We start from the raw sequence: 24,320 nt of genomic DNA on the forward strand, positions 1-24,320 counted from the left end.
GTACAGAGGAGCCAAGGCCATGATTTTCCACCCAAGGACCCACAAGGGAGCGGTGCTGATCGCGGCGTGTGTGATGTTTGCCTGCGTAGCGGCATTATTGTCGGTCAACCTGACGTCACCCACTAGCGCCGCGCTCGGCGCTGACTGGCAGTGCAGCCGGCTTGCGCTCGTTATCACGACCTGCACCCATGTGCGCGCACACGAGACCGTTTCAACTGGCGTGCGCAAGCGGACCTGGTACCCGGAATCATAGCTCGGTGATACGGCGGTCTTTGAAGCGGCGTTGCCGGGCCTTTTTCTTGGTCCAGACGTTTCTTGGTCCAGACGAAGGGCTCAGATCTGACGTTATATGCTTTGATGTAGTGACCTGCCCCTAAGAATTTGCGGCCTATGCCGCCAACCTCACCGCAACGGGCGATCGGCTGCGCAACCCCGACCAGCTCCGCCAATCGCCCGTTGCTGCACCCGCGCCACTCGGCGTAAAATTCAACAGGACTCTAAATGCTCCTGGATGAAACTTCGGTGGCAGGTCACTCGCAATGACGACCGTGACGCAGGCAACATCGTTCTATGAAGCCGCGCGTTGCGCCTCGCCGTAGACGCGGGCCAGCAGGCTTCGGGCGGTATCGCCGGCCTGCAGCGCGGCGACGGTGACCGAAGGCTCCGTGCGCGTATCGCGCTTGCCGTGGGAGGTGTGGCGCATCACGCTGGAGAGGCGGCGCGCGATGGCGTGAGCCGAGCGCAGATCGGTCTCGGCGAACACGACGACGACCGAGCCGTTGTCCTCGTGGGTGCCGAAATCCATCCGCCGCATCAGGCGGCTGATGATGCGCGCGCCGTCATACTGCGCGCGCGGATTGACCGGATCGAACGCGAAGCGGGCGACGGCAAGGCTGCCGCCGTTCTTCTGGGTCTGGCTGACGGCGCTGGCGAAGTCGCGGGCGAACGCGTTGCGGGTGAGCAGGCCGGTCTGCGGATCGAGCATGCCGCCGGCTTCGATGGCGCGCAGCGTGCGGTTGAGGCGGGCCTCGAAGGCGTGCTGGCGGATCAAGGGCAGCGCGCTGGCCGCGATGTGCGCGGGTGCGCCGGCGATGATCTCGAGATTGGCGAGTTCCTGCAGCGGCGCCGGCTGGTTGGCGGTGACGACGACGGCAAGGTTGCGGAAGCGGGTGTCCTCGGCGAGCACCGCGAGGAACGCATCGACCACGCGCGGCGAAAAACCTTCGCCGAGCACGATGCCGTCGATGTCGCGGCTCGACAGATGCTTCGCGGCGGCTTCGATGCTCAGCGCGCCGACCACGGCCATGCGCTCGCCGAGCGCAACCGAGAGGCCGGGCAGAGAGGTGCCGCGGCCGAGCAGTAGCACGGTCGCATCATCGAGCGGATCTGTTTCCGGCAGCGCGGCGTCGGGCGTCTTCTTCTCGTCGAGACGGCGCAACACGGTGGTGTGCAGAGTGCGGACACGCAGGGCGGCGCGCAATCGCGCCAGCAGCCGTTCGTGGTTGTCGCTGTCCTGCAGGGGAAGAGCGTGATCGGGCAGGGTTGCGTCACCTGGCGTGATTGCGATCAGCGGCACGTAGGGCTTTCGCGCGCCGATATGACGCGAGAGCGCCGCAAGCTCGGCCGCATCAGCGCCCTCCATCACGGCCACCACTGCGGCCGGCTGCACCTTGGACATCGCGCTCAGCGCATCGGTCCAGCGCGTTTCGACGGAGGGGAGAATCTGCGCCGCCGCGAGGGCAGCTGTCAGCGAAGGCCGCGTGGAAGGAGAGACGATGAGAAGCGGGCCTTGTTGGGACATCCAGGGAACTCAGGATACGCTGATGACAACGTGCGATCCTAGGTCGCTCCCGTTAACGCGGCGTCAACACTGTTCCGAACGCACCGGTTCCCCTGTCAGAGTGCGCGCCCTTCTCGCGGGCGCACCGGATCGACGACCTGGCCAACGCGGCAATATCAGCCGCCCGAGCTGGCGCGATCTCGGAAGGCCTCGACCATCAGCGGATTGAGTCCGAGTTCGGCGAGCGCTTCCCGAGCGCGCGCATTGTCCATCGCGCGGCCCGCGAGGCGGTGACCGCTGAGACGGTCGGGCAGAGCGGTGAGCAGCGCGCCTTGGCCGAGCCGCCGTGACCATTCGTGCAGATCCTGCGCGAGGAAGCGGTAGCCGCCCACGGCCATCACGCCCGCCGGCGGCGCCGTAATGGAGATCGTGTCCTGGGCGCGGTCGAGGCGCACGGCGTATTCGGTGTCGACGTAGTCGCGCGGCGCCGCCGGCAGCAGCGAGTCGCTTGGCGGCGGCGGTGGCGCGTAGGCGGCGAGCACGACCATGGGCCCACGCAGTCCGAGCGTGCCCTTCGGCGTCACCAGGATCTCGCCGGCGATCGACGAGCCCGGCTGTTCGCGCGGCGCGCCCTGGCGTCCCGATTTGACCGGGCCCGGGCTGCCGTCGGCCGCAGTGCGGCGCACCGCGAATAGGCCGGCTTCGCCGAACAGATAGACATCGGTGAGCTCGATGTCGCGCGCCTTCCACGATGCGCTCGACGCGACCTGCTCGGGTGCGCGCCACAGGCCGAGCACATAGCGCAGGTTCGGCAGCCGCGCGGCGAGGTCGCCCTCGTCGAGACGCAAGGCGAGTTGGGCCGGGGCGATCAGCGTATCGCAGGCCAGCTCCGCGAGCTGCTGTTCCAGCGCATCGGCGTCGAACGGGTGATGCAGCGCAAGGGTGCCGCCGGACAACAGCCATGTCACGACCGAAGCGGCGAGACCGGCGAATGACGACGGCAGGAAGGCCGACATCATGTTCACGCCCTGCGGCAGATCGCTCTCGAGCGAGACGGCGAGCCCGCCGGCGATCAGGCTCAAATGGGTGCGCGGGACGGCGCGGAAGCCGTCGGCGGTCACGTCGAACGAGACGATCGCGGCCTTGCGGCCGTCCGGCATCATCCCGCGCGTCGAACGCGAGGGTTTTGCGATCGACTGGTCCAGCGAATACATGCCCTCGGGCAGGTCGGAGCCGAAGCCGCAGACGTGGCGGATCGAGAACGCCTCCGCCGCCGCGTTCATCGCGAGATCGGAGTGGATCACGCCGTCGATCTTCGACATCGTGACGATGGCGCGCGCGCTGGTGCGGTTCAGCGCCGCCACGAGCTCCGACTGACGCCACAGCAGCGGGAACACGGCGACCACGAGGCCGGCGCGATGCGCGGCCAGCACCGTCAGCACGAACTCGATGGTGTTGGGCAGTTGGACCGCGATCACCGAATGAGCGGGCAGGCCGGCGTCGATGAAATGTGCCGCCAGCGCAGAGATCACGCGATCGGCTTCGGCATAGGTCAGGCGCATCGGCGGCCGCCCGGCGACGCGCTGCTTGTTGATCGGATCGACCAGCGCAACCGCATCGGGCTTGCGCGCCAGGATGCGTTGAAACAACGCGTCGAGCGTCGGCGACGTATTGGCCTGATTCACCTGTTGCCCCGTACTTTCACGGACCCGGCCACGACCAATTGCCCCGATTGGTCACTTCCGTGCCGGCTCCGGCCGCTGCCACCAGCTCTCCGGGAGCGCTCCCGTCAAAGCCGTCCTCTTTGGCCGTTCTATACGATTCCACCGAGCAATCCATTCCTCGGCGGCATTGAGCACTGGAATAGCGTAGAACCCCGCCATCAGGGTACGGTCCAATGCGCGAACCGTCGAGATAAATTCCGGCCTGTCGCGGGCGCGCAACAGCGCCGCGATCATGGCGTCGATCGCAGGATCCTTGGCACCCATGTAGTTGCGGGTTCCGGTGCGGTCGGCGGCCTCGCTGCCCCAATAGAACGCCTGCTCGTTGCCGGGAGACAGCGACTGGTCCCAGCGGTTCTGGATCATGTCGAACTCGAAGCTCAGGCGGCGCTGGTCGAACTGCACGGGATCGACGACCCTGATCGAAGCATTGATGCCGGCCCGCTTGAGACTGCCGGCGTAAGCCAGTGCAATACGCTCCTGATCGCGCGTCGTGACCAGGATCTCGAAGGCGAGGGGGGCCCGCGTCGTCCGATGCCGCAAGACGGTCCCGTCGAAGCCATAGCCGGCCTCGTTAAGCAGATCGAGCGCCGCCTTCAGCGTTGCGCGGTCGCGGCCGGACCCGTTGGTGATCGGCAGGCGGTAGCTGCCGTCCAGGATGTCGGCGGGGATCTGCGCGGCGTACGGCTTCAACAGCTCTAACTCGGCCGCGTCGGCTGGACGTCCATAGGCCGAAAGCTCGGAGCCGGCGAAATAGCCGCCGCTGCGGCGGTACAGCCCGAAGAAGTAGTTGCGGTTGATCCATTCGAAATCGAACAGCAGCGTCAGCGCACGGCGCACCTTCACGTCGGCGAACACCGGCCGCCGCGTGTTGAACACCAGGAACTGCGAGGGCTGCGGCATCCCCGAGGTGAAGCTGTCGCGGATGACCTCGCCATTGCGCGCGGCCGGGAAATCGTACCCGTCGTGCCAGCGCAGCGGCTCTGTCTCGACGCGGAAGTCGTACAGCCCGCGTTTGAAGGCTTCGAACTGTCCATTGGACTCGCGGTAGTAATCGAGCCTGATCTCGTCGAAGTTCCACAATCCGCGGTTGACCGGCAGGTCGCGTCCCCAATAGTCCGGATTGCGGGCGAGGGTGACGCTGGATCCCGGCTGCACCGCGGTGACACGATACGGGCCTGACCCGAGCGGCGCGGTCATCGTCGTGTCCTCGAAGCTCGCCACGTCCGTCGCGTGCTTCGCCAGAATGGGCATCAGGCCGAGGATCAGCGGCAGCTCGCGGTCCTCGGCGCCGCCGAAATCGAACCGGATGGTCAGCGGGTCGAGCACGTCGGTCCTGGCGACCTTGCCGTAGAACTGCCGGTGGTTGGGGCGGCCGTGATCGCGCAGCAGCGCAAAGGAGAACGCCACGTCCTCGGCGAGCACCGGGCTGCCGTCGGAGAAGTGGGCACGCGGGTCGAGTCGGAAGGTGACATAGGTCCTGTTCTCGTCGGTCTCGACAGTTTTCGCCAGCAGGCCATACAGCGTGAACGGCTCGTCGTTGCCGCGGGTGAGCAGGCTCTCGACCACATAGCTGCGGATTTGCTGCACCGCGATGCCGCGGACGATGAACGGGTTCAGGCTATCGAAGGTGCCGAGCAGTCCCCAGACCAGACGGCCGCCCTTGGGCGCATCGGGATTCGCGTACGCCATGTGGTCGAAGTCGGCGGGCAAGGCCGGGTGACCATGCATGGCGATCGCCGCAGTTTCTGCCGCGTTCGCCGTGGGAGTGTAGACCGCGAGCAACAATGCCAGGATCACGGCGACCCATCTCGCGGCCGCGCTGAACATGCGCTGCAGCATCAGGATCGGGGCGCAAGCATTTGATTCGGAACAGGTCACAAGGGGCTTTTACCACAGGCTCGCCAGCGCTAGACCGCGGCTTCGACATGGTCTCGCGGCATTGATTCTTCCGCGCACCGCGTTAAGAAGGCGGGCGATTGAGTGAGGGCGGCAACGCCTGTCACTTAACCGCCTCATTTCCTGAGGAGACAGCCGCTTCAACGGCTTGGTGTGGCGCCTTTGGCGGTCTCGGGCGCTGCCGTTCAGAAAGGGTTTTCCGCAATGAATTTCCGTGACTTGGCCTCGTCGGTTGGGCCGCGTGGGCGGCTCGTCGCGCTGCTCGCGGTCACCGCGCTGGCCGTTTCCTTCGCTCCTTCGGTTGCGCAGGCTCAAGCGCCGAAGGCGAAGGCTCCGGCTGCCGCTCCCAAGGCTCCCGCTCCGGCCGCTCAGGCCCCTGCAACTCCTCCCGCCGGCGGCCAGCCTCAGGCCCAGGCTCAGCAGGAGATGCCGCAGCTGATCTACGCGCCGTGGACCAAGTTCTGCCTGAAGGGGCAGGATGCCAACGCCAAGCAGGTCTGCTTCATCGGCAAGGACGGCCGCATCGAATCCGGTCAGCCTGTGGTTGCAGCCGTCATCATCGAGCCTGAAGGCGAGCCGAAGAAGATCCTGCGCGTGACGCTGCCGCTCGGCATGCAGCTCCAGCCCGGAACCCGCATCGTCATCGACAACAACCAGTTCATGGAAGGCAAATACGTCATCTGCTTCCAGAACGGCTGCATGTCGGACTACGAAGCCACGCCTGAGTTCGTGAACAACCTGAAGAAGGGCCAGACCCTGTTTGTCCAGGCGATCAACTCGAACGGCACCGCGCTGACGCTGCCGCTGCCGCTGCAGGAAGGCAACAGCAGCTTCGCCAAGGCCTATGATGGCCCGCCGACCGACCCGAAGCAGTTCGAGGAGACCCAGAAGAAGCTGCAGGAAGAGCTGCAGAAGCGCGCCGAGGAGCAGCGCAAGAAGCTCGAGCAGACCCAGCCAGGCCAGCCGCAGGCGAAGCAGTAACGCCGGTCGGGTCCATTCCGCAAAATCAAGGGCGCTCCATTCGGAGCGCCTTTTTCGTTCTGCGAACGGATGTGAGGGGAACTTGCGCGCCGGGACCAAAGATCAAGCCTGCGCCGACGGCGCTGGGTTGAAACCCTCCGGTCGACAGGTCAGTTCATCAGCGGATTGCGCGGACGATAGCCGCCCGACTTGTCCTTGATGAAGATCTCCGCAACCTGGGAATGGCGGATCGGCTCGCCGGACTCGTCGGGAACCAGGTTCTGCTCGGAGACATAGGCGACGTATTCGGATTCCGCGTTCTCGGCCAGCAGGTGATAAAATGGCTGGTCCTTGTGCGGACGGACCTCGTCGGGAATCGACAACCACCATTCCTCGGTGTTGTTGAACTCCGGATCGATGTCAAAAATCACGCCCCGGAACGAGAACACCCGATGCCGGACGATCTGGCCGATCTGAAACTTGGCAGTTCGCGCTTTGATCATCCCAGTCGAATAGACCAGGATGGGGAGCGATGCTAGTGCCCCGCGGGCGGATTTGATCTAGACCAATCCGATTCGCGTCAAGCCGCGACGCCCCCGCATTCCAGGCCCTTCCCAGGCCCCCCAGGGGTCATCCTCCGAGCCCATGTTCGACATTCTCAACCTGGCCCTGCCTTATTTCGGCGTCGTTTTCATAGGCTTCGCCTGCGGTAAGTGGAGGAGGTTGCCCGAAGCCGGGCTCGCCTGGGTGAACTTCTTCCTGCTCTACGTCTCGCTGCCCGCCTTGATGTTCAACCTCATCGCGCGCACACCGTTCACGGAGCTGAGCAACCCTCCCTTCCTGGTTGCAACGACGCTCGCCACCATGCTCACCTTCGCCCTGGCGCTCGTGCTCGGCAAGGCCATCGGGCGGCTGTCGCTGCGCGAGGCGACCATGGCCGGGCTCGCGGGTGGCTACGGCAATATCGGCTATATGGGGCCGGGGCTGGCGCTGGCCGTGCTCGGGACCAAGGCGGCGGCGCCGACCGCGCTGATCTTCTGCTGCGACAGCATCTTCCTGTTCTCGATCGTGCCGCTGCTCGTCGAACTGACCGAGCGCGACCACGCCTCGGTGGCGCACGCGCTGCGCACCGTGCTGCGCCAGATTCTGCAGAACCCGCTGATCATGGCGACGGCAGCCGGCATCCTGGCTGCCGCATTTCAGCTGCATCCGCCGACGGTGCTCGATCGCACCCTGCAGTTCCTGCAGAACGCCGCTGCGCCGACGGCGCTGTTCGCGCTCGGCGTGACCGTGGCGCTGCGCCCGTTCGAGCGGCTGCCCTGGGAGGTGCCGGTCCTGACCGTGGTGAAGCTCGTCGTCCACCCGCTGCTGTCGTTCGGGCTGATGCTGCTGTTCGGGCCGTTCGCGCAGCCCTGGGCGGCGACCGCGGTGCTGATGGCGGCGCTGCCGCCGGCGCTCAATGTGTTCGTAATCGCGCGCCAGAATGACAGCTGGATCGAGCCGGCCTCATCGGCGGTGCTGATCGGCACCTTCGCCTCGGTGATCACCCTGACCAGCGTGATGTGGCTGATCCAGACTGGTCGGCTGGTGTTTCCCTGACGGTGCTCAACCGGCCCTGCGCGTGGCTCTCCATGACGGCGCCAGGCCCTCGCGCATCGCGAGCCGCCGCAGCGGGCCGATGCCGCCGATCAGGTGCATGCCGACGGCGCGCAGCGACTGCATCGGCAGGAGATCGCTGAGCAGCGAGCGGTTGGCGACATCGATGGCGAAGGTGCGGCTCAGGATGTCGGCGCGGCGCGCCGCACCATAGCGCGCGAGCACCTGCGGCGCACCGATATCCTCGCCGGCCGCATTGGCCTTGCGCACGACATCGGCGATGTCGATGCCGTCGCGCAGGCCGAGGTTCAGTCCCTGGGCACCGATCGGCGGCACCACATGCGCGGCCTCGCCGACCAGGACGATGCGGTTTTGCGCGTAACGCAGGGGCCGCTCGATCGCGAGCGGAAACACATGGCGGCCCGGCTCGACGCGAACGCGGCCGAAGATCGAATGCGACTGCCGCTCGGCCGCTGCCGACAGGGCATCGTCGTCGAGCGCGAACAGCCGGTCGGCCTCCTTCGGGGCTGCGACCCAGACGACGCTGGAGCGATCGCCCGGCAGCGGCACGAACACGCAAGGTCCCTGCGGCGTGTGGAATTCCGTCGACACGTTGTGATGCGGCCGTGCATGGGTGATGTTGAAGGTCAGCGCCGACTGCTGCAGCGTGCGCCGGCTCACGCCGATGCCGGCGGCCTCGCGGCACAGCGAATGCCGGCCGTCGGCGCCGATCACGAGCCGCGCCGTCAGCACGCGGCCCGATGCGCTGGTGACGGTCACCGCATCGGCATCGCTGCGGACGCTTTCCGCATCCTCGGCGATCCGCATCAGGCCGTCGATCTCGCCGGCGCGTTGTTCCAGCGCCTCGACCAGGACGGCATTGGCGACGTTGTAGCCGAACACGTCGAGACCGATCTCGTCGGCGACGAAACGCACCTCCGGGGCCCGGATCAGCCGGCCGGTATCGTCGACCAGCCGCATCGCCTTCAGGCCGGCGGCGCGGTCACGGCACGATGACCAGACGCCGATCTCGTCGAGGAAATCGACCGAGCCGCCGAGCAGGGCGGTGGTGCGGTTGTCTGCATACGGGGCCTTGCGGGCCACGAGCGCCGTCCGCGCCCCGGTCTGCGACAAGGCAACGGCGGCGGCGAGCCCGGCGGGCCCGCCGCCGACGACGATGACATCAAAGCTGGCGTCTGTGTTGCTCATGCGGGAACATTTGACGTTCCTGCGGGGCTTTTTCAAGAGTATTGCGTGAGCCTGCGCGGCGCATCGCCGCAACGGCGGATATGCAATTGGCTCCGATTCCTGATAGCACTGGCGCCGCATGGATCAGTTGAGACCAGAGAGCAGGGTGGCCGCAACGCCCGCCCATCGCGCCGCGGCGTTCTCGGTGCACGTCTTCACCGCGCTCGGTGCGGGCGTCGCGCTGCTCGCGCTGCTCGAGGCCGTGCGCGAGCATTGGACTGCGATGTTCTGGTGGCTCGGCGTCGCGCTCGTCATCGACGGCCTCGACGGGCCGCTGGCGCGTCGGCTCGACGTCGTTCATGTGCAGCCGGACTGGTCGGGCGACGTGCTCGATCTCGTGGTGGATTTCACGACCTATGTGTTCGTGCCGGCCTACGCCATCACCGCCAGCGGGATGCTGCTGCCGCTCGCCGCGCCGGTCATCGGCGTCGGCATCGCCGTCACCGGCGCGCTGTATTTCGCCGATCGCCGCATGAAGAGCGACGACAATCATTTTCGCGGCTTTCCGGGACTCTGGAATATCGCGGCATTCTACCTGTTCCTGCTGCATCCCTCGCCATCGTTGGCGACCTTGGGGCTCGCGGTCCTGATCGCGCTGACCTTCGTCCCATTCCATGTCATCCACCCGGTGCGCGTCGAACGGCTGCGCTGGCTGACGCTGCCGCTGGTCGCGCTCTGGGGCGTCCTGGTCATCGATGTGCTGGGAAACAACTTCGCCGTGGACCCGATCGTGACGACGCTGTTGTGCGCGATCGCCCTCTACATCGTCGCGAGCGACTCCGCGATCCGCCTGTTGAGATCCTTGAAAGCATGATCGACCTTCTGACCAGTCCCGAAGCGTGGGCGGCGCTGCTCACCCTGACCGCCCTCGAGATCGTTCTCGGCATCGACAACGTCATCTTCCTGTCGGTGATCACCTCGCGCATCCCGCAGCCGCAGGCGACACGCGCCCGGCAGGTCGGGCTGGCGCTGGCCTTGATCTTCCGCATCGTGCTGCTCAGCGTGCTGGTCTGGCTGATCGGGCTGACGCAGCCGGTGCTCACGATCGGCGGCGTCGGCTTCTCCTGGCGCGACATCATCCTGATCGCCGGCGGCTTGTTCCTGATCGCCAAGGCCACGCATGAGATCCATGCCGAGGTCGAGGCGCGTGAGGACGGCGGGTCGCAGGGCGGCGGCACCAACAAGTTCTTCTGGGTGATCGTGCAGATCATCGTCATCGATCTCGTGTTCTCGCTGGACTCGATCATCACGGCGATCGGCATGGCCCAGGATCTCGAGATCATGATCGCCGCCGTCATCATCGCCATGGTCATCATGTACGTGTCCTCCGGACCGGTCGCTCGCTTCGTGGCGAACCATCCGACCACCAAGATGCTGGCGCTCGCTTTCCTGCTCCTGATCGGCGTCGCGCTGGTCGCCGACGGCTTCAAGTTCCACATCCCGCGCGGCTACATCTACTTCGCGATTGTCTTTGCGCTGGCGGTCGAAGCCTTCAACGTGATGGCCTCGCGCAACCGCAGGAAGCGCAACGCCTGACAGGTGCCGAGTTGACAAGGCCGTCGCGATCGACTTCGCTTTTGCCGCCGGCAGCGCCCGATGCGCGGCCGGAGTCCGGCTCCTTCAACGGAGCCGGATGTCCGATGAGAATCAGGTAACTGTCGGAAGTTCTTTCGCCGGATTCTCGGACGCGGCGATGGAGAGTCCGAAGGGAGATGGCGGGATGACGAAGGCGGTGCGCGTGCACAAGGTGGGAGGCCCCGAGGTGCTCGTCTATGAGCCGGTCGACGTCGCCGCGCCCGGCCCCGGCGAGGTCCGCATCCGCCAGCACGCGATCGGCCTGAACTTCATCGACGTGTACTACCGCACCGGACTGTACAAGGCGCCCGGCCTGCCGTTCATCACCGGCAACGAGGCGGCAGGCGAGGTGATCGCCGTAGGGCCGGGCGTCACGAATTTTCATCCCGGCGACCGCGTCGCCTACTACGAAAATCTGGGCGGCTACGCGACCGAGCGCAATATCGCTTGGCAGCGCCTGGTCAAGCTGCCCGACCACATCACCTATGAGCAGGGCGCGGTGCTGATGCTCAAGGGACTGACGGTCTGGTATCTGCTGCACAAGACGTTCAAGGTCGAGCCGCACCATCGCGTGCTGATCCACGCTGCCGCCGGCGGCATCGGCCTGCTGGCCTGCCAGTGGGCGCGCGCGCTCGGCGCGCACGTCATCGGCACCGTCGGCTCCAAGGCGAAGGCCGATCTCGCCCTGGCCAATGGCTGCGACCACGTCATCCTCTACAACGAGGAGGACTTCGTCGCACGGGTCAAGCAGATCAGCCGCGGTGAATTGTGCGACGTGGTCTATGACGGGGTCGGCAAGTCGACCTTCCCCGGCTCGTTGTCCTGCTTGAAGCCGCGCGGTCTGTTCGTCAGCTTCGGCAATGCCTCGGGTCCGGTGCCGCCATTCTCGATCGCGGAGCTCAACAGCCATGGCTCTTTGTTCGCGACCCGGCCGAAGCTCAACGACTACATCGGCAAACGGTCCGAGTTGCTGGAGGGCGCCGACACGCTGTTCTCAGCGGTGATCAGCGGCAAGCTGCACGTGCAGATCAATCACGCCTATGCGCTGAAGGATGCGGGCCGGGCGCACGCCGATCTCGAAAGCCGCGCCACGACCGGGGCCTCGATCCTCAAGCCATAGGCGCTTGGCGATCGGGATCTGCCGCTAGAATTCGTCCCGGATCGAAGCGCCACCAGCCGAAGCCCGGCTCCAGAGCACCGCGTCCGTCTGCGCTGCCGTCGTCGACGCCTCGATCCGCGCCGGCGCGAGGCTGTCTTGTCCGTCGCGCCAGGCGCGCTCGCGCTCGGGGTCGTGGAGCGCCAGAACGAGACCCTGATTGAGCTCATAGAGGCCAGCGGCGAGTCCTGCGCTGTCGAGCGCCTCCCTGAGCGAATCCTGCACCAGGGCGCGCAGCGCGACGTGTGGCGCCGAGACCGGCACGTCCACCTCGCGGCCGGCCATGGCCTGCGCGCAGGCGCGCCGGTCGAACGAGGCATGGCCGCGGCAGGCGAGCGGACGCGCGGGATGGATGATGCAGCCGCCGCGCACGACGAATGGGCAAGGCTGGCGCAGCTTCATTCGCTCGGTCTCGCCCAAGCCGCGCGTCGCGCGGTTGGCGAGCTTGATCCGGCGTGACAGCGAGCCGAGCGCGGTTGCCGGCATGCGCTGATCGATCTGCCGGGCGTAGCGCGCGAGCAGGAAGATCTCCGGTGCCGTCGCCGTCACGCGCAGCGCGCAACAGGAGGGGCAGCCCTTGGCGCAGGCGAGGGCGGGCAGATGCGCCGTCTGGGCGTGGATGTTGGCTTCGAACAGATCGAAGGCGCGGTCGGCGAGCATGTCTGTCAGGTTCTGCGAGGCCCGCCCGGACGCCAGCAGCGCGTTGAAGACACGTCGCAGTTCGCTGAAAGCTGATTCGCTCAATGTTGTCCTCCGACGCCCGAACGAACCAAAACGTCAGCGACCGCGGCGCACCCGGCGCACCGCGGTCGACAGGGATGAGGCAGAGAGGACGCCCGCTGCCTCATCCGGAGAGAGCCGACGTCAGGCAGCAACGCCTTTCAGGATCGCGTCGAAGCAGGAGCGGGGGATGCGGAAGAAGCCGCGGCCGCCGGCGAACGTCCGATAGTGCGGACGTGCCATCTCGAGCAGCCGCTCGTACCATTCGTTCGCGGTGAGCCCGGCCGGCTTCTCGCCGATCGAGTTGATGTCCGAGTTCGGAAAGAAGCGGACGTGAATCAAAACCTCTTCGGTGGCGGCAGCGGGGGCGATGTGGCTCGTGGCGTCCGTGACGGGTAGTGCCCGAGCCAGATTGTCTCTCGCCATTCTCGTATCTCCTTGTGTCGTACCGACGTCGTTGTCGGCGGAATGATCATCAGCTTGGTCCGGCAAGCCTCGTCCCTCCGAGCTGATCACATCCCGTACAACGCTATATCCACAAGGATATAACGTATGTCATCGGACCGCAGGTGTTTGGCTCCGCAAAGATCGTTGGTCAGGCGGCGCGCTGTCTTTGATCTAGGTCAATCGACGTCCGGTTCTGGAGCCTCCGGAGCGACACGATAGACCTGACGCTGTGGCTCCTCGTCTTCGCGCCGGCATGCTTCCGCTCCTCCGACAATCATGTTCTCGGCGATCGCGCGCCCCTCCGGACGCGCATCCCGCAAGGCCGGCTCGACTGATGAATGCCGCGCCGGTCCTAGCGACCTGAGCCGCTACGCCACGCACCGGGCAGCGCCGACCTTGGTCAGGATGCCATCCAGCGTGTCGATCATCGCCGCGATTTCGTCCCGGGTCACGTTGAGCGCCGGCATGAAGCGCAACGCATCCGGACGCGGCGCGTTCAGCAGCAGGCCGAGCTCGAAGGCATGCGCGACGATCGCCGGCGCGATCGGCCTGATCACGTCGAGCGCGAGCAACAGACCACGGCCGCGTACTTCGCCCAGGCCGTGCCTTGCCGAGATGCACTGCAACTCACTCTCGAGATAGATCCCGTTGTCCGCGACAGCCTTGAGAAACTCCGGCTTCTCGATGACGTCGAGCACAGCAAGTCCCGCCGCGCACATCAGGGGATTGCCGTTGAAGGTGCCGCCCTGATCGCCATGCTCGAAACAAGACGCCGCGTCGGTCGCCAGCAGGGCGGCGAGCGGGACACCACCGCCGATGCCCTTGCCCAAGGTCATGATGTCCGGGAGGACGTCGGCGTGCTCATAGCCGAACAGTTTTCCGGTGCGGCCCATTCCGGTCTGGATCTCGTCGACGATCAGCAGCAGCCCGTGCTCGGCGGTCAGCGCCCGCAAATGCTGCAGGAACTTGTCCGTCGCGGGCCACACGCCGGCCTCACCCTGGATCGGCTCCAGCATGATCGCGACCGTCTGGTCGGAGATCAGCGCCTCGACCGAGCCGATGTCGTTCAGGCGCGCCTTGGGAAAGCCAGGCACCTTCGGCTCGAACAGCGGCTCGAACGCCTTCTTGCCAGAAGCCGACATCGTCGCCAGGGTGCGGCCGTGGAAGCCGCCCTCGAAGGTGATGATCTCATACGCGCCGTTCTTGCGCAGGGCGCCGTATTTGCGCGCGAGCTTGATGGCGCCTTCATTGGCTTCGGCGCCCGAATTTGTGAAGAATACCTGGTCGAAGCACGAGCGGTCGACCAGTGCTTTGGCGAGTTGCAGGCTGGTATCGTTGAAATAGGCTGGGCTCGGCGTGATCAGGCGCGCCGCCTGGTTGGTGAGCGCGCTGGCAAGCTCCGGCGGCGCATGGCCGAGCGCGTTCACGGCCCAGCCCTGGATGAAGTCCAGATAGCGCTTGCCATCGTCGTCCCATAGCCAGGAGCCCTTGCCCTGAACGAAGACGGTGCGCGGACGCGCCGTGATCTCCATCAGAGCGTCGTAGGGATGGGAGGCGGTCAGCATGTGCAATCTCCTGTGCTCAGGGGGAAACGGTGGGCCAAAAAGCGAGAAGGCCGCTCCTTTGCGGGAGCGGCCTTCTCGAAAACCTGGAGCTGATGAGCTAGCTGATCAGCAACGTCTTCGGACATGGCGCGCCCCGGCATCGTCACGGCGGTGACGACGGCAAACGGCGGCGCGGCGGTTGGTCCGGTTGAAGATCATGCGGCGGCCATACAGGCAAATCGCAACCGGTGTCAAGATGCCGGCCTGTAGGCTGCAATACGGGCCGCTGCTCCGGGAAGCGGCGAGGGAAGCGCCGGCCGGTGCGAAGGCCGCACGATCCAATCTCGGGTCTCGCGCTTTAGTGACAACTTTACCAAACATTTAGCGGCTGCGTTTACTTTGCCGGGCAGCTTGAAAATGCAAGCGCTCAGGACGAGCGATGTCGAACCCCCATCTCACGATCGCCGAAGAAGTGCAGGCGGCCATAGCCACCGGCTCAGCCGACCGCTGCTCCGGCGTGGCCGAGCGGGTCGCCGCCCTGTTCGTCGCCTCGGCCGGCAGCCTGGATATCGAGCAGCACGCCCTGTTTGCCGACGTCTTCGAACGCCTCGTCAACACCATCGAGCTGCGCGCGCTGGCCGACGTCGGTGCCCGGATCGCACTCGCCGAACTCAGCGCCCAGCTTGCCCCGATCCCGCAGGCGCCGGCCGGCGTGATCCGGCGGCTGGCCTATCATGACGACATCGCCGTCGCGGGGCCGGTGCTTTCGGAATCGCCGCGGCTGAGCAGCGAGGATCTCGTCGAGATCGCGCAGACGCGCGGCGAGAAGCACCTGATTGCGATCGCCGGGCGCTGGTGGCTGCAGGAGATCGTCACCGATGCGCTGCTCGCGCGACGCTATCCGAGCGTGAGCCGCCAACTGATGAGGAATCCCGGGGCGCGGGTGTTTCCCGCCGGATTCGCCGCCATCGTGGCGCAGGCGGCTGGAGATGCAGAGCTCACGGTCGCGGCCGGCATCCGCGCCGATCTGCCGGCAGCCTTGCGCAGGACCCTGTTGCAGCGCGCGACGGAGGCGGTGAGGGCGCGGCTGCTCGCGTCGGCGCCGCCGCATCTCTACGAGGAAATCCGCAGCGCCATTTCAGCGGCCACGGTCGACGCCGAGCGCGACATGTCGCGAAACCGCGATGGTGGCAGCTCCAAGGTGGCGGTTGGTCAGCTGAAGCAGGGCGGAAAGCTGACCGAGGCCGCGCTGCTGGAATTTGCCCGTCAGCGGCGCTACGGCGAGACGATCGCGGCCATCGCGGAGCTCGCGAAATGCAGCATCGAGCTGGTGCGGCCGCTGATGCAGAGCCTGCGCAGCGACGGCATACTCGTGCCGTGCAAGGCCGCCGGGCTGAGCTGGGTCACGGTTGCCGCCATCCTCGACAGCCGGTTCGTCTCAGGTGCAACGCCTCCCGACGAGCTGACCAAGCTCAAGAACAAATATCTCGAACTGAAGCAGGACGAGGCGCTTCGCCTGCTGAAGCTCTGGTCAGTTCGCACCACGGGCTCCTCGCACTGAGGGGCGGTCCGCAGGTCCAGGACGCGTTGACACGCCCGTCTGCAATTCCCCCGAGTTCCCGGCGGCTGGCCCGAGACGCGACAGAGCCGCGCTAGAATCCCGCGACCGTGCCGTGCAGGTCGTATTCGTCGGCACGCTCGATCTTGACCGTGACGATCTCGCCGACACGCAGCGGCCGGCGGCTGGACAGATAGACGGCGCCATCGATGTCAGGGGCATCAGCCTTGGTGCGGCCCTTGGCGACGCTCGGCCCGACCTCGTCGATGATCACCTGCTGACGCGTTCCAACCTTGCGCTTGAGCCGGCGTGCCGAGATCTTCTGCTGGCGGGCCATCAGGGCGTCCCAGCGCTCCTGCTTGACCGCGTCCGGGACTTGGTCGGGCAGGGCGTTGGAGGTCGCGCCGGCCACCGGCTCGTATTTGAAGCATCCGAGCCGATCGATCTCGGCCTCATCCAGCCAGTCCAGCAGATAGGCGAAATCCGCGTCCGTCTCGCCGGGGAATCCGACGATGAAGGTCGAGCGCAGCGCAAGGTCGGGGCAGGCTACCCGCCAGGCCTTGATCCGGTCCAGCGTCTTGTCCTGCGCCGCCGGGCGGCGCATCGCCTTCAGGACGTTCGGGCTGGCATGCTGGAATGGGATGTCGAGATAAGGCAATATCTTACCGTCTGTCATGAGGCCAATCACCTCGTCGACATGCGGGTAGGGGTAGACGTAATGCAGCCGGACCCAGGCTCCGAGTTCGCCGAGCTCGCGCGCCAGATCGAGGAAGCGCGCCCGGACGCTGCGGTCCTTCCAGGCGCTTTCGGCATATTTCAGGTCCAGCCCATAGGCCGAGGTGTCCTGCGAAATGACCAGGAGCTCCTTGACCCCGGCTGCGACCAGCCGTTCGGCCTCGCGCAGCACGTCGGCTGCGGGGCGCGACACCAGATCGCCACGCAGCTTCGGGATGATGCAGAAGGTGCAGCGGTTGTTGCAACCTTCGGAGATCTTCAGATAGGCGTAGTGCCGGGGCGTAAGCTTGATGCCCTGCGGAGGAACCAGGTCGAGATGAGGGTTGTGCGCAGGCGGCGACGCGCGGTGTACGGCGTCCAGCACACTCTCATACTGCTGCGGGCCGGTGATCGACAGTACGCCGGGATAGGCCTGCTCGATCTGCTCCGGCTCGGCGCCCATGCAGCCGGTGACGATGACCTTGCCGTTCTCGGCCATGGCCGAGCCGATCGCCGACAGCGATTCCTGCTTGGCACTGTCCAGGAACCCGCAGGTGTTGACGATGACGACGTCGGCGCCGTCATGCTTCCGGGCAAGCTCGTAGCCCTCGGCGCGGAGACGCGTGATGATGCGCTCGGAATCGACCAAGGCCTTGGGACATCCGAGCGAAACAAAGCTGATCTTGGGCGCCGAACCCTGCTGCATCTTGGAACTGCCTGATGAGATAGGCGTCAGCTAGTCCGAATTGCCCAGAAAGACAAGGCTTTGACGCGGCCACGTCCATGCTATGGGTGAGGGCCCGGACAACCTGGTGATCGATGAGCGCCGAGCAATCGCCTAAAATCGTGATCGTCGACGAAAGCCCGATCCGCGCGGCCATCCTCGAGGAAGGCTTGCGGGAAGCGGGCTTTACCGGCGTCGTGCATGTCAGCGAGATGCAGGGTCTTCTGGCGCGCATCTATGCCCTGGATCCGGACGTCATCGTCATCGACCTGGAGAACCCGAGCCGCGACGTGCTGGAGCAGATGTTCCAGGTCAGCCGCGCCGTCCGCCGGCCGATCGCGATGTTCGTGGACCAGAGCGACGCCGCCTCGATCCAGGCCTCGGTGGAGGCGGGCGTCTCCGCCTACATCGTCGATGGCCTGAAGAAGGAGCGGATCAAGCCGATCCTCGACCTCTGCATCTCCCGCTTCAATGCGTTCTCCAAGCTTCAGGACGAGCTGGAGCGCGCGAAGTCCGCGCTCGAGGACCGCAAGGTGATCGACCGCGCCAAGGGCATTCTGATGAAGATGAAGGGCTTCACCGAAGAGGAAGCCTACGTGCTGTTGCGCTCCACAGCCATGCGCGAAAAGAAGAAGATCGGCGAGATCGCACAATCGATCCTGACCGCCTCGGAGATGTTGAAATGACTGGCCCGCTTCGCATTGGCTTCATTCCGCTGGTCGATGCCGCGGCGCTGATCGTCGCCGTCGATAAGGGCTTCACGGCCGCGGAGGGGCTCGACGTCACCCTCGTCCGCGAGGTCTCCTGGTCGAACGTCCGCGACAAGCTCAACATTGGCCTGTTCGATGCCGCGCATCTGCTGGCACCGGTGGCCATTGCGTCCAGTCTTGGTATCGGCCACGTCAAGGTTCCGATCGTCGCGCCGTTCAATCTCGGCGTGAACGGCAACGCGATCACCGTGACGCCGGCGCTGCATGCGGCAATCATGGCCCACCTCGAGGGTGATCGTTTCGACCCGATGGCGACGGCGCTGGCCCTGGCGCGCGTCGTCGCTGAACGGCGCAAGGCCGGCGCCGAGCCGCTGACTTTCGGCATGACGTTTCCGTTCTCGACCCACAACTATCAGTTGCGGTTCTGGATGGCCGCAGGCGGCGTCGACCCCGATGAGGACGTCCGCCTCGTGGTGCTGCCGCCGCCCTACATGGTGGAGAGCATCGCCAACGGTCACGTCGACGCGTTCTGCGTCGGAGCACCGTGGAACTCGATCGCGGTCGATCTCGGCATCGGCCATATTCTCCACTTCGTGTCTGACGTGCTGGTGCGCGCGGCCGAAAAGGTGCTGGCGGTCAGGCAGAGCTGGGCTGACAAAAATCCCGGCGCCCTCGCCGGCCTGGTCCGCGCCTGCGCCAAGGCCGCCGACTTCATCGAGCAGAACCACGCAGAAGCCGCGCGTATCCTGGCCCAGCCGGAGCGGATCGGCGTCGATGCGGAGGTGCTCCAGCGTACGCTGGACGGCCGCCTCAAGATCTCGCCGGATGGCACCTTCCGCGAAAGCTCGCGCTATCTGCTGGTGGGCCGGGAAGAAGCGGGACGGCCCGAGAAGATCCAGGCGGCATGGCTGTATGCCCAGATGGTGCGGTGGGGCCAGACTCCCCTCAGCAATGAAGCCCTGGGCACCGCCATGGGCGTGTTCCGGCCGGATATCTACGACGCGGCGATGGGCACGGCCGCGGTCGGCACGGATGCCGCCATCGGCGCGTTCGCTGGTCCGCCTTTTGCGGTGGACGACGTGATCGGCCATCTCAAGGCATTCAAGATCGGCCGCTGGACGGCCTGATCCACCGCTCCGATCAGGGTCTGGGCACCGGGCGCCGCCGACCAATTTTTGGGCGGCGTGCCCGTATTTCGGGGCCTGAGCCTGACAACGCGCCTTCATCGATTCGGGCAGCGACCTGATTCTTCGCGCTTTTCCTTGATTTGTCCCGCTGGCACGCAACTTGAATGTTGCGGTGCAGTCGGCCGCCGCAGACGCCGCTGACTGCAATCCATGTCGGATTTCCGCAGCAACGAAGCTGGTCGGATCGCTCACCTGAATCAGGCCATACCGGCCGGTCGGACGATGCGATCCTCATCCCATTCCCGAACGCCAATCGCCCTGGCCGCTGGAGCTTCGTCCGCCATCATGAAAATCGAATCGTTGTCAGTCGACTTCAACGACGAGCAGAAGCGCTATCTCGAAGGGTTGGCCGCGGGCCTCAAGGTCACGCTCGCAGGACGCGGCCAGGGTGGCGCGCCGACAGCAAGCGAGCCGACCGGTCCGGACGCCATCCACATCAAGGCGCAGGACAAGGTGATCGCGTCGGGACGGAAGCTCGCCGACCAGGAAAAGGTCAAGCGCGAAGGACATCCGTTCGATGCCTACGAACGGCTGAAGGAGCAGGCGCGCAACGATGCCGCGCCATCCACGGCCGACAATTTCCGTTGGCGCTACTACGGCCTGTTTCACGTCGCTCCGGCGCAGGACTCCTACATGTGCCGTCTGCGCATCCCCAACGGCATCCTGAAGCATTGGCAGTTGACCGGCCTCGCCGATCTCGCCGACGAGCTTTGCGGTCCCTACAGCCACGTCACCACGCGGGCAAACCTGCAACTGCGCGAAATCCCACCCAGGCACGCGGTCATGCTGCTGGAGGGACTCTCGGATCTCGGTCTGACCGCTCGCGGCTCCGGCGCCGACAACATCCGCAACGTAACGGGAACGCCGACCGCCGGCATCGATCCGCAGGAATTGCTGGATACGCGGCCCTATGCGCGCGAATGGCATTTCCACATCCTCAACGACCGCTCGCTGTACGGCCTGCCACGCAAGTTCAACGTCGCTTTCGATGGTGCCGGGCAGATCGCGGCGCTCGAGGACACCAACGACATTGCGTTCTCGGCGGTCGAGGTGAAGGACGGTTTTGGGGTTGCGCCCGGCGTGTGGTTCAGACTCGGCCTCGGCGGCATTACGGGACACAAGGATTTTGCCAAGCCGACCGGAATCATCGTCGAGCCGGAGCGGGCGACCGAGGTGGCTGACGCCATCGTGCGGCTCTTTATCGAGACCGGCGACCGCACCAATCGTCTCAAAGCGCGGCTCAAATATGTGCTCGACAACATGGGGCACGACAAGTTCATGGAAGCCGTCGAGACGAGGCTCGGCCGCAAGCTTGCGCGCGTGCCGGACGAGGCGCTCGAGCCGCGGCCCGACTCCGACCGCATGGCCCATGTCGGCGTGCACCAGCAGAAGCAGCAAGGGTTGAACTGGATCGGCGTCGTGCTGCCGCTGGGCAAGCTGACCACGGATCAGATGCGCGCGCTCGCCAAGATCGCTGCGGATCTCGGCGACGGCGAGATCCGGCTCACGGTGTGGCAGAACCTGCTGTTATCCGGCGTCCGCGACGACAAGGTCGCGCTGGCCTGCGCCGCGGTCGAGCAGATCGGACTGTCGGTCAAGGCCTCGCACATCCGCGCCGGACTGATCGCCTGCACAGGCAACGCCGGCTGCAAGTTCGCAGCATCCAACACCAAGAAACATGCGGCCGAGATCGGCGACTGGTGCGAGAGCAGGGTGGACGTCGACACGCCGCTGAACATTCATCTCACCGGTTGTCATCACTCCTGCGCCCAGCACTACATCAGCGACATCGGCTTGATCGCGGCAAAGGTGCCGGTTGGTGACGGCGACGACACGGTCGAAGGCTATCATCTGTTCGCCGGGGGAGGTTTCGGCCCCCAGGCCGATATCGGCCGCGAGGTCTATCGCGACCTCAAGGCGGCGGATGCGCCTGTAACCGTCGAGAAGCTGCTCAAGGCCTATCTCGCCCATCGCGCCTCGCCCGAAGAGACCTTCCTGTCGTTCGCACGCCGTCACGACGGCGAAGCGCTGCGCAATCTCGCCGAAGCCCAGACCTCGTCGCAGGTGTCAGCATGAACCAGATCACGCCCATGCCCAACATCGATATCATTCCTCCGACGGCGCCATTTTCCGAGGCGCAGCGCTCGTGGCTCAACGGCTTCCTGGCCGGAGCGCTCGGTCTAGACGGCTCGACAGCATTGTCGCCGGCGCAGAACGGCGCTGTGCTCGCGCCCGCAGGCGACGGTGATGACGGCGAGGCGCCATGGCACGATCAGACCATGCCGATCGCCGAACGCATGAAGCTGGCCGAGGGTCGCCCGCTGCGCCGGCGCATGATGGCGGCCATGGCGCAGCAGGACTGCGGCCAATGTGGCTACAATTGCAACGACTATTCGGATGCGATCGCCGGTCGCAGCGAGGCGCGGCTGAATCTGTGCGTCCCCGGTGGCAAAGAAACCGCGCGGATGCTGAAGGCTCTTTACGAGGAGATCGACACGGCTCCGGCGGCCGCCAAGCCCGCTGCTGCTGCGCCGGCCACCGTCTCCGTCGTCGTCAGCGAGCCCGGCCGCTCGCGCGACAATCCGGTCGAGGCGACGTTCCTGTCGCGGCGCCTGCTCAACAAGCCGGGCTCGGAGAAAGAGACCTGGCACATCGAGTTTGATCTGGGAGAGAGCGGGCTCGACTACGTCGTCGGCGATTCCTTCGGCATCTTCGCCAAGAATGATCTCGGCCTGGTCGACCAGATCATCGCGCTGCTCGGCGCCTCGCACATGACCGAGGTGAAGGGAAAGCCGCTGCGGCAGTGCCTCTTGGAGGATGTCTCGCTGGCGCCGGCACCGGATTCGCTGTTCGAGCTGATCTCCTTCATCACCGGCGGCGCGACCCGCGAGAAGGCGCGGCAACTGGCGCAGGGTGAGGATCCCGATGGCGATGCGGCGACGCTCGATGTGATGGCGGTGCTGCAGAAGTTCTCCGGTGTCCGGCCGCATCCCGAAGCCTTCGTCGAGGCGCTGGAGCCGCTGCAGCCGCGGCTCTACTCGATCTCGTCATCGCACAATGCCATGCCCGGCAAGTTGTCGCTGACGGTCGACTGCGTCCGCTACGTCATCGGGAAGCGCAAGCGGCTGGGACTTGCCTCGACCTTCCTGGCCGAGCGGATTAATCCCGGCGACAAGCTGCGCGTCTATGTGCAGAAGGCGCATGGCTTCGCGCTGCCGGCCGATCCCAAGACGCCGATCATCATGGTCGGCCCCGGCACCGGCGTTGCGCCGTTCCGCGCCTTCCTGCTCGATCGCAGGGCGACCGGCGCGCCGGGCAAGAACTGGCTGTTCTTCGGCCATCAGCGCAGCGACTGCGACTTCTTCTACGCCGACGAGCTCAACGCCATGAAGACCGCGGGCCTCTTGACGCGGCTGTCGCTGGCGTGGTCGCGCGACGGCGACAAGAAGTTCTACGTCCAGGACCGCATGCGCGAGGTCGGCCGTGAGGTGTGGACCTGGCTCGCCGACGGCGCCCACCTCTACATCTGCGGCGACGCCAAGCGCATGGCCAAGGATGTCGAGCGCGCCCTGGTCGACATCGTCGCCCAGTTTGGTGCCCGCTCCACGGATGAGGCCGTCAGCTTCGTTGCGGACCTCAAGAAGAAGGGCCGGTTCCAACTCGACGTCTACTGAGCCGGAACCAGATGGAGAATATTTCTCGGTCGGAACACCGATCGAGAATTTTTTGGTTCCAAGCGGACCCGAAACAGGGGGCTTGTCGTTATTTCGCCGGTTGCCTTGCACCCGGCCGCGGGAACGCTTTTCTCATGGCCGGAACTTCAGGAGACCGGCCATGCGGACGATATCGACGCCCCTGCGACAGATGCCCCAGGCCCGCGCCATTCGCGAGCGCGGCGCAACCGTCGCGCTGGTTGCCTTCTACAGCGCGATGGCGCTGATTGCCGCGATCACCCTAGGCACGTCTTTCACGCATCCGTTCTGATTCTCATCACCTCTTGAACGGCGCGACCGTGATGGCGGCCGCGTCGAGTGCCTTGCGGACCTCGCGTGCGATCTCGACGGCGCCGGCTGTATCGCCGTGGATGCAAACGGTGTCGGTCCGCATCTTCATCACCTTGCCAGTCACCGAAATCACCGCGCCGTCCAGAACCATGCGCACGACGCGATCGGCGATGACCTTGGGATCGTGCAGCACGGCGCCGGGCTTGCTGCGCGACACCAACAGTCCATCGTCGCAATAGGCGCGGTCGGCGAACACCTCGTGAGCCATCCTCAGATTGGCCTTCTCGCCAGCGGTCACCAGCTTGGAGTTGGCGAGCACGACGAAGATCAGGCTGGGATCGACGGCCTTGATCGCTCTGGCGATCGCATTCGCCGTCATGTCGTCCTCGCAGGCGACATTGGACAGCGCGCCGTGTGCCTTCACGTGCGTGACCTTGTGACCGGCCGCGGTGGCGATCGCCTGCAGGGCGCCGATCTGATAGGCGACGAGGTTCTCGATCTCCGAGGATTTCAGCCCCGGCACCGGACGCCGGCCGAAACCGTGCAAATCGCGATAGCCGGGATGCGCGCCGACGCTGACGCCTTTGGCCTTCGCCATCTCGACCGTCCGCCGCATGATGTCGGCGTCACCGGCATGAAAGCCGCAGGCGACGTTCACAGACGTCGCCAGCTCGATCATCGCGACGTCATTGCCCATTTCCCACGGGCCGAAGCCTTCTCCGAGGTCGCAGTTCAGATCGACGGTGCTGGTCATGTCAGGGTCCGCTCGTTGATGGG

Annotated in this window: 22 protein-coding genes and 1 pseudogene; 13 read left to right on the forward strand and 10 right to left on the reverse strand. The window is 65.8% G+C overall.

What is annotated here, in order from left to right:
- The first annotated feature begins 19 nt into the window (after nucleotides 1-19).
- Complete coding sequence (locus QX124_RS13365; protein WP_315797390.1) at nucleotides 20-253, forward strand: hypothetical protein; 234 nt, start codon at nucleotides 20-22, stop codon at nucleotides 251-253.
- Between the two features lie 130 nt (nucleotides 254-383).
- Nucleotides 384-515: pseudogene (locus tag QX124_RS13370) on the forward strand (IS3 family transposase); the annotation flags it as partial.
- 53 nt (nucleotides 516-568) lie between these two features.
- Here the strand turns inward: QX124_RS13370 and QX124_RS13375 are convergent.
- The 3 genes from QX124_RS13375 to QX124_RS13385 form a co-directional block, all read right to left on the reverse strand.
- Nucleotides 569-1,801 (reverse strand): GGDEF domain-containing protein, encoded by a 1,233-nt coding sequence (locus tag QX124_RS13375; protein WP_315797391.1) that lies wholly within the window; start codon nucleotides 1,799-1,801, stop codon nucleotides 569-571.
- 155 nt (nucleotides 1,802-1,956) lie between these two features.
- On the reverse strand, nucleotides 1,957-3,465 hold the full coding sequence (locus tag QX124_RS13380) for a class I adenylate-forming enzyme family protein (protein ID WP_315797392.1): 1,509 nt from the start codon (nucleotides 3,463-3,465) through the stop codon (nucleotides 1,957-1,959).
- Between the two features lie 51 nt (nucleotides 3,466-3,516).
- Nucleotides 3,517-5,343 carry an extracellular solute-binding protein gene (locus tag QX124_RS13385; protein WP_315797393.1) on the reverse strand — a complete coding sequence of 609 codons (1,827 nt, stop codon included), beginning with the start codon at nucleotides 5,341-5,343 and terminating at the stop codon, nucleotides 3,517-3,519.
- Between the two features lie 261 nt (nucleotides 5,344-5,604).
- On the opposite strand from QX124_RS13385, the gene QX124_RS13390 reads away from it, so the two are divergent.
- Nucleotides 5,605-6,381 carry an invasion associated locus B family protein gene (locus QX124_RS13390; RefSeq protein ID WP_315757443.1) on the forward strand — a complete coding sequence of 259 codons (777 nt, stop codon included), beginning with the start codon at nucleotides 5,605-5,607 and terminating at the stop codon, nucleotides 6,379-6,381.
- A gap of 149 nt (nucleotides 6,382-6,530) precedes the next feature.
- Here the strand turns inward: QX124_RS13390 and hspQ are convergent, their stop codons facing one another.
- Nucleotides 6,531-6,863 (reverse strand): heat shock protein HspQ, encoded by a 333-nt coding sequence (gene hspQ, locus QX124_RS13395; protein WP_315797394.1) that lies wholly within the window; start codon nucleotides 6,861-6,863, stop codon nucleotides 6,531-6,533.
- 142 nt (nucleotides 6,864-7,005) lie between these two features.
- On the opposite strand from hspQ, the gene QX124_RS13400 reads away from it, so the two are divergent.
- Nucleotides 7,006-7,959 carry an AEC family transporter gene (locus QX124_RS13400; protein ID WP_315797395.1) on the forward strand — a complete coding sequence of 318 codons (954 nt, stop codon included), beginning with the start codon at nucleotides 7,006-7,008 and terminating at the stop codon, nucleotides 7,957-7,959.
- 6 nt (nucleotides 7,960-7,965) lie between these two features.
- Here the strand turns inward: QX124_RS13400 and QX124_RS13405 are convergent, their stop codons facing one another.
- Nucleotides 7,966-9,165, reverse strand: coding sequence for a UbiH/UbiF family hydroxylase (locus tag QX124_RS13405; RefSeq protein ID WP_315772113.1), 1,200 nt, complete (start codon nucleotides 9,163-9,165; stop codon nucleotides 7,966-7,968).
- Nucleotides 9,166-9,283: 118 nt separating this feature from the next.
- Here QX124_RS13405 and pcsA point away from each other — a divergent pair, with 118 nt between their 5' ends.
- The 3 genes from pcsA to QX124_RS13420 all read left to right on the forward strand — a co-directional run bounded on the left by pcsA (nucleotide 9,284) and on the right by QX124_RS13420 (nucleotide 11,899).
- A complete protein-coding gene (gene pcsA, locus QX124_RS13410) occupies nucleotides 9,284-10,018 on the forward strand; it encodes a phosphatidylcholine synthase (protein WP_315797396.1) in 735 nt (244 codons plus the stop codon).
- The gene (locus QX124_RS13415) at nucleotides 10,015-10,740 is read left to right on the forward strand and encodes a TerC family protein (RefSeq protein ID WP_315737916.1); all 726 of its coding nucleotides are present in this window, start codon (nucleotides 10,015-10,017) and stop codon (nucleotides 10,738-10,740) included. Before pcsA ends, QX124_RS13415 begins: the two co-directional genes overlap by 4 nt.
- Before the next feature lie 184 nt (nucleotides 10,741-10,924).
- The gene (locus QX124_RS13420) at nucleotides 10,925-11,899 is read left to right on the forward strand and encodes a quinone oxidoreductase (RefSeq protein ID WP_315772107.1); all 975 of its coding nucleotides are present in this window, start codon (nucleotides 10,925-10,927) and stop codon (nucleotides 11,897-11,899) included.
- A gap of 24 nt (nucleotides 11,900-11,923) precedes the next feature.
- On the opposite strand, the gene QX124_RS13425 is transcribed toward QX124_RS13420, so the two are convergent.
- From QX124_RS13425 to QX124_RS13435, 3 genes are all read right to left on the reverse strand, one after another.
- Nucleotides 11,924-12,679 carry a hypothetical protein gene (locus tag QX124_RS13425; protein WP_315797397.1) on the reverse strand — a complete coding sequence of 252 codons (756 nt, stop codon included), beginning with the start codon at nucleotides 12,677-12,679 and terminating at the stop codon, nucleotides 11,924-11,926.
- 120 nt (nucleotides 12,680-12,799) lie between these two features.
- On the reverse strand, nucleotides 12,800-13,081 hold the full coding sequence (locus QX124_RS13430; RefSeq protein ID WP_315772105.1) for a hypothetical protein: 282 nt from the start codon (nucleotides 13,079-13,081) through the stop codon (nucleotides 12,800-12,802).
- 389 nt (nucleotides 13,082-13,470) lie between these two features.
- Nucleotides 13,471-14,667 carry an acetylornithine transaminase gene (locus QX124_RS13435; protein WP_315797398.1) on the reverse strand — a complete coding sequence of 399 codons (1,197 nt, stop codon included), beginning with the start codon at nucleotides 14,665-14,667 and terminating at the stop codon, nucleotides 13,471-13,473.
- Between the two features lie 418 nt (nucleotides 14,668-15,085).
- Between QX124_RS13435 and QX124_RS13440 the strand changes: the two genes are divergently transcribed.
- Nucleotides 15,086-16,207, forward strand: a complete 1,122-nt coding sequence (locus tag QX124_RS13440; RefSeq protein WP_315797399.1) for a DUF2336 domain-containing protein — start codon at nucleotides 15,086-15,088, stop codon at nucleotides 16,205-16,207.
- A 91-nt stretch (nucleotides 16,208-16,298) separates the two neighbouring features.
- Here QX124_RS13440 and rimO read toward each other — a convergent pair whose 3' ends face one another.
- On the reverse strand, nucleotides 16,299-17,624 hold the full coding sequence (gene rimO, locus QX124_RS13445) for a 30S ribosomal protein S12 methylthiotransferase RimO (protein ID WP_315797400.1): 1,326 nt from the start codon (nucleotides 17,622-17,624) through the stop codon (nucleotides 16,299-16,301).
- A 113-nt stretch (nucleotides 17,625-17,737) separates the two neighbouring features.
- Here rimO and QX124_RS13450 point away from each other — a divergent pair, with 113 nt between their 5' ends.
- The 5 genes from QX124_RS13450 (at nucleotide 17,738) to QX124_RS13470 (ending at nucleotide 23,523) form a co-directional block, all read left to right on the forward strand.
- Nucleotides 17,738-18,328, forward strand: a complete 591-nt coding sequence (locus QX124_RS13450) for an ANTAR domain-containing response regulator (RefSeq protein ID WP_012044202.1) — start codon at nucleotides 17,738-17,740, stop codon at nucleotides 18,326-18,328.
- Complete coding sequence (locus QX124_RS13455; RefSeq protein ID WP_315797401.1) at nucleotides 18,325-19,479, forward strand: CmpA/NrtA family ABC transporter substrate-binding protein; 1,155 nt, start codon at nucleotides 18,325-18,327, stop codon at nucleotides 19,477-19,479. Before QX124_RS13450 ends, QX124_RS13455 begins: the two co-directional genes overlap by 4 nt.
- Before the next feature lie 345 nt (nucleotides 19,480-19,824).
- Nucleotides 19,825-21,615, forward strand: coding sequence for a NirA family protein (locus QX124_RS13460; protein WP_315737924.1), 1,791 nt, complete (start codon nucleotides 19,825-19,827; stop codon nucleotides 21,613-21,615).
- Nucleotides 21,612-23,213 carry a sulfite reductase subunit alpha gene (locus QX124_RS13465; protein ID WP_315797402.1) on the forward strand — a complete coding sequence of 534 codons (1,602 nt, stop codon included), beginning with the start codon at nucleotides 21,612-21,614 and terminating at the stop codon, nucleotides 23,211-23,213. The genes QX124_RS13460 and QX124_RS13465 overlap by 4 nt, the downstream gene beginning before the upstream one ends.
- A gap of 160 nt (nucleotides 23,214-23,373) precedes the next feature.
- Nucleotides 23,374-23,523 (forward strand): hypothetical protein, encoded by a 150-nt coding sequence (locus QX124_RS13470; RefSeq protein ID WP_315711980.1) that lies wholly within the window; start codon nucleotides 23,374-23,376, stop codon nucleotides 23,521-23,523.
- A 6-nt stretch (nucleotides 23,524-23,529) separates the two neighbouring features.
- Here QX124_RS13470 and QX124_RS13475 read toward each other — a convergent pair whose 3' ends face one another.
- Nucleotides 23,530-24,297: a 5-oxoprolinase subunit PxpA gene (locus QX124_RS13475; RefSeq protein ID WP_315797403.1), complete on the reverse strand. Its 768-nt coding sequence runs from the start codon at nucleotides 24,295-24,297 to the stop codon at nucleotides 23,530-23,532.
- Nucleotides 24,298-24,320: the final 23 nt, after the last annotated feature.

Source organism: Bradyrhizobium sp. SZCCHNRI3043 (assembly GCF_032377735.1).
Taxonomy (GTDB): domain Bacteria; phylum Pseudomonadota; class Alphaproteobacteria; order Rhizobiales; family Xanthobacteraceae; genus Bradyrhizobium.

What these genes read in the sequence shown, in the direction of transcription:
- QX124_RS13460 (WP_315737924.1), top strand. Translation starts at nt 19,825, where the DNA reads ATGAAAATCGAATCGTTGTCAGTCGACTTCAACGACGAGCAGAAGCGC.
- QX124_RS13420 (WP_315772107.1), top strand. Translation starts at nt 10,925, where the DNA reads ATGACGAAGGCGGTGCGCGTGCACAAGGTGGGAGGCCCCGAGGTGCTC.
- QX124_RS13385 (WP_315797393.1), bottom strand. Translation starts at nt 5,343, where the DNA reads ATGCTGCAGCGCATGTTCAGCGCGGCCGCGAGATGGGTCGCCGTGATC.
- QX124_RS13440 (WP_315797399.1), top strand. Translation starts at nt 15,086, where the DNA reads ATGTCGAACCCCCATCTCACGATCGCCGAAGAAGTGCAGGCGGCCATA.
- hspQ (WP_315797394.1), bottom strand. Translation starts at nt 6,863, where the DNA reads ATGATCAAAGCGCGAACTGCCAAGTTTCAGATCGGCCAGATCGTCCGG.
- QX124_RS13375 (WP_315797391.1), bottom strand. Translation starts at nt 1,801, where the DNA reads ATGTCCCAACAAGGCCCGCTTCTCATCGTCTCTCCTTCCACGCGGCCT.
- pcsA (WP_315797396.1), top strand. Translation starts at nt 9,284, where the DNA reads ATGGATCAGTTGAGACCAGAGAGCAGGGTGGCCGCAACGCCCGCCCAT.
- QX124_RS13435 (WP_315797398.1), bottom strand. Translation starts at nt 14,667, where the DNA reads ATGCTGACCGCCTCCCATCCCTACGACGCTCTGATGGAGATCACGGCG.
- QX124_RS13365 (WP_315797390.1), top strand. Translation starts at nt 20, where the DNA reads ATGATTTTCCACCCAAGGACCCACAAGGGAGCGGTGCTGATCGCGGCG.
- QX124_RS13430 (WP_315772105.1), bottom strand. Translation starts at nt 13,081, where the DNA reads ATGGCGAGAGACAATCTGGCTCGGGCACTACCCGTCACGGACGCCACG.
- QX124_RS13450 (WP_012044202.1), top strand. Translation starts at nt 17,738, where the DNA reads ATGAGCGCCGAGCAATCGCCTAAAATCGTGATCGTCGACGAAAGCCCG.
- QX124_RS13455 (WP_315797401.1), top strand. Translation starts at nt 18,325, where the DNA reads ATGACTGGCCCGCTTCGCATTGGCTTCATTCCGCTGGTCGATGCCGCG.
- QX124_RS13405 (WP_315772113.1), bottom strand. Translation starts at nt 9,165, where the DNA reads ATGAGCAACACAGACGCCAGCTTTGATGTCATCGTCGTCGGCGGCGGG.
- QX124_RS13400 (WP_315797395.1), top strand. Translation starts at nt 7,006, where the DNA reads ATGTTCGACATTCTCAACCTGGCCCTGCCTTATTTCGGCGTCGTTTTC.
- QX124_RS13415 (WP_315737916.1), top strand. Translation starts at nt 10,015, where the DNA reads ATGATCGACCTTCTGACCAGTCCCGAAGCGTGGGCGGCGCTGCTCACC.
- QX124_RS13390 (WP_315757443.1), top strand. Translation starts at nt 5,605, where the DNA reads ATGAATTTCCGTGACTTGGCCTCGTCGGTTGGGCCGCGTGGGCGGCTC.
- QX124_RS13475 (WP_315797403.1), bottom strand. Translation starts at nt 24,297, where the DNA reads ATGACCAGCACCGTCGATCTGAACTGCGACCTCGGAGAAGGCTTCGGC.
- QX124_RS13465 (WP_315797402.1), top strand. Translation starts at nt 21,612, where the DNA reads ATGAACCAGATCACGCCCATGCCCAACATCGATATCATTCCTCCGACG.
- QX124_RS13470 (WP_315711980.1), top strand. Translation starts at nt 23,374, where the DNA reads ATGCGGACGATATCGACGCCCCTGCGACAGATGCCCCAGGCCCGCGCC.
- rimO (WP_315797400.1), bottom strand. Translation starts at nt 17,624, where the DNA reads ATGCAGCAGGGTTCGGCGCCCAAGATCAGCTTTGTTTCGCTCGGATGT.